This is a genomic window from Lysobacter korlensis (assembly GCF_042434515.1).
The window spans coordinates 1-3547 of record NZ_JBHLTG010000029.1 but is presented as its reverse complement, the minus strand read 5'-3'; the positions used below and the strand labels follow the sequence as shown (position 1 = coordinate 3547).

Genomic DNA, 3547 nt, shown 5'->3' with positions numbered 1-3547 from the left:
GTGCCTCGGGGCAGTTGCCTCAGCATCCAAGCCAATTCGGCCTAACAATTCGTCCAAGCCGAAACCGCTTCGCGGTTCGGCTTAACTCAGGTGTTAGGGGCCACAGGATGTTTCCGGGCGTTCATGACAGTGAGGTCGTCGCTTACTCGGTGGACTCGCGCACCGGGGAGTTAGCGCTGGTACTCGCCCCGGGCACCGAATCGGCATCATCGGAGTTCCGGCTGTTGTTCCACGGCGTCCTGGCGCACCAGTTCACCTACCCGCAGTTGCCTTCCATCGTGCTAGATCTCGTGGAGGTGCCAGCGGCGGACCTTATCGGACGTGAGTGGGCTAACCTCGCAGAAGGCTATAGGCAATGTGGCTGGCCTGGACCTTGGGCGGAGTCCCTTGAGAGCGCCGTTGCCCGCTGCCAGAGCTCAGGGGTGAAAGCCTACGAGCTTGAGCAGTCGTATGGCATGTCGGGGTGGATTTTGGCTCGCTCGGTAGAGCGTGTCGGCGGCCCCTAACAATTCGTCCAAGCCGACGCCGCTTCGCGGCGCGGCTTAACTCAGGTGTTAGGTGCCGCAGACACCACACCGCGGCCTGAAGGAACGGTATGAGCACCACGCGTATCCTCGACAAGACCAGCAGCTTAGGCGCGCTAATCGCCGCCATGTCCTGTACGGGTTGCTTTCCCGCACTGGGTTCGCTCGGCGCCGCGCTCGGCCTCAGCTTTCTTGGGCAGTACGAGGGCTTTCTGTTCCGCAGGCTTCTGCCAGGGCTTGCCCTCCTCGCGCTCGTCGTGAACGCTTGGTCTTGGTACAGGCACCGCCAGCTTGGCCGTGGCTTGCTCTCGGTTGCTGGGCCAGCCGCCGTACTCGTGGCCCTGCTGGTCGTGTGGTCCCGCGATTGGAGCATCTACCTGTTCTATGCTGGCATCGGGCTCATGATCGTCAGCTCGGTCACGGACCTGCTCCGCCCCATAAAGGCTCCTCAATGTCAGCGCTCGAACTAGAGTCAGTCCTTACCTGCCCCAAGTGCGGCGCGGCCACGCAGGAGAGCATGCCCACTAATGCCTGCCAGTGGTTCTATGAGTGCCCCGGCTGCCGCGAGGTGTTGCAGCCGCTTGCTGGGGACTGCTGTGTCTTCTGCTCGTACGGGACCGTCAAGTGTCCGCCTATTCAGCAGGGCACGTCCTGCTGCGGGGGCGGCACCTAACAATTCGTCCAAGCCGACGCCGCTTCGCAGCGCGGCTTAACTCAGGTGTTAGACGTTGGGTGGGGTCTCCTCGTGATTGCAATCGAAATCAAGCCGCTCGAGGGTGTCGGGCCGATCCGTTTAGGAGTCACCCGCGAGGACGCTCGTGGAGCAATGGCCCGCGCGGGCCTGCCGCTCAACTCTTCGCACGGTGACTCGGACTACTACTGCAGCTCCTCAATACAAGTCGAGCATGGCCCGGACAGTCGCGTGTGGTTCGTGGGCGTGTCCCACAGCCACGCGTATCGTGCGGTCTATCGCGGCGTGGATGTTTTCCGCCTCAGCGCAGAAGAGTTGTTTGCACTCGCCGCCGTGGCCGACCAGTCCGGCCCGCATGGCTACTCAGCGGATGAGTATTGCTTTCCCAAACAGATCCTGACTCTCTGGGCAGCTGACACACAGTACGATTACGAGGGCCCAGAGCTCACTCCCGTCTGGGCGCAGGTGGGCGTCGGCAACGAGCTGTACGCGACTGCAGTCGCGGAGCTCGCGGCCAACGTCTAACAATTCGTCCAAGCCGACGCCGCTTCGCGGCGCGGCTTAACTCAGGTGTTAGGCGTGCGGTGAACCAACACGGATCACTGGACCCAATCGAAAACCCGGGTGACTGGGTCGTCATCCGATATGCCTTGGATTTTGATCCGGCCACGTCTATGCCGACGAGCCTGTCGATCACCTTCTCGCATGCTAGTGGCGCGACAACCACCCTGGTCTTCGCGGAGCCACGCATTCCTCAGTTCGGGCCGCTGCAGCTGCCGGGTCTACAGCACGTCCGAATCGCTGACACGAGTGAGCGCGGGTGGGAAGACGGGGCGCGGGTCGAGGTATCGGAGCTGCACGAAGAGCAAACAGTTCTATTCTGGGCGTCGTCCGTTGCGGCGCACGCCTAACAATTCGTCCAAGCCGACGCCGCTTCGCGGCGCGGCTTAACTCAGGTGTTAGGCGGGGAATAGGCCGTTTTGCTCAGCGGTGTCGTGCGCGGCCTCACACGACTGCCCCACTCGGCCGTAGCGCCGGTCGGGCACCGCAGCGCCCCAGCATTCGTTCGGGACAACTGGCTGCCTCCGGACACATCGGGCCTCACGCTCTTCACGCCCGCGCCCGGCGGAGTTCTCGGGCATAACTTCGTTACGCACTGTGGGTTCTCGGCGGGCGCTTGCTACGCAGCCGCCTATGGGTAGCCTGCCTTCGGGCACTTCGTACCGGTAAGATCTGCTCGTTGCTGTGAGGGTCGGACGCGATCTCACGCTTTCTTCCGGGCTAGCGAGTGTCCACGTGCTTCGGACTCTTTCGGGCCTAACAACGCGTCCAAGCCGACGCCGCTTCGCGGCGCGGCTTAACTCAGGTGTTAGGCCGCATTGGAACAGGCCATGTTCTGTGCGGAAGGCGGGCTAGCCAGTCATACACCCCGGCGGTTCTTTCGCTCACTTCGTGCTCTTCGCCCCGGCTCGTTCACGGCGCCGGCCGCACTCACCATGATTACGCTCAGCCCATGCAGGCCGCTCGGGTCCGATTCTTTCGGTAAGGCCCGGCTCCAGATGTGCTCTGCCCGGTCTTCCAGTAGTGTCTCGGCTGTCGGTCGCGTGGCGGGTGGCTCGGGGCAGTTGCTCGAGCATCCTCGCCAATTCGGCCTAACAATTCGTCCAAGCCGACGCCGCTTCGCGGCGCGGCTTAACTCAGGTGTTAGGCCTCATGATGAGACTCCTCGCAATCTTGTTCCTGGCTTTGGCGGCCGTCGAGGCTCCGGCTCGGACGTGCCCACTGGCCACACAAAGCTGGTGGGATCACGCTGAAAACGTCGTGCTTGTTCGTGTCAACGGAACCGGCGTTGTAGCCTGGGCGCCGTTTCGTGGAGGCCCATGCGTGAAGGGCGAAGGCTGCTATTTAAGGCAGTCCGCTTCGTTCACAACTGTTGAGGCGTTCAAGGGCTCCCTGACCGGGGTGCCTCGGCTGCAGTCGGGCTATGGCAGCGGCGACGGCGGCATCCCACTGGTTGCCGGCGCCTACTACGTAGTTTTCACAAGCGGGCTTAGTGGGCGGGTAGACTTTTGTAATGCGGCAGGCCCGTATCCGCCTCAGCCCCCTTACACAAAGTATCCCGCTCGACTAGAGCCATTTGTTACATCTCTCCGCCGTGCAGCGCAGCAGCCCAACCTCAAAGTGCTTCCGCGGCCGAAGCCGATGACCTATGACGCGCTAGGCGACCTATGAGGCCTAACAATTCGTCCAAGCCGACGCCGCTTCGCGGCGCGGCTTAACTCAGGTGTTAGGCGTCATACCGGACTCTTTCGCTACCCATGACTTGGCTCAC

3 protein-coding genes are annotated in these 3547 nt (G+C 62.6%); all 3 read left to right on the top strand.

The window, feature by feature from the left end; translation table 11 throughout:
- The first annotated feature begins 595 nt into the window (after positions 1-595).
- The 3 genes from merC to ACFFGH_RS34175 all read left to right on the top strand — a co-directional run bounded on the left by merC (position 596) and on the right by ACFFGH_RS34175 (position 1740).
- Complete coding sequence (gene merC, locus ACFFGH_RS34185; RefSeq protein ID WP_386677387.1) at positions 596-994, top strand: organomercurial transporter MerC; 399 nt, start codon at positions 596-598, stop codon at positions 992-994.
- Entirely contained in the window at positions 976-1197 is a 222-nt protein-coding gene (locus ACFFGH_RS34180; protein WP_386677384.1) for a GDCCVxC domain-containing (seleno)protein, read from the top strand. Before merC ends, ACFFGH_RS34180 begins: the two co-directional genes overlap by 19 nt.
- 72 nt (positions 1198-1269) lie before the next feature.
- Complete coding sequence (locus ACFFGH_RS34175) at positions 1270-1740, top strand: hypothetical protein (RefSeq protein WP_386677382.1); 471 nt, start codon at positions 1270-1272, stop codon at positions 1738-1740.
- The last annotated feature ends 1807 nt before the right edge of the window (positions 1741-3547 follow it).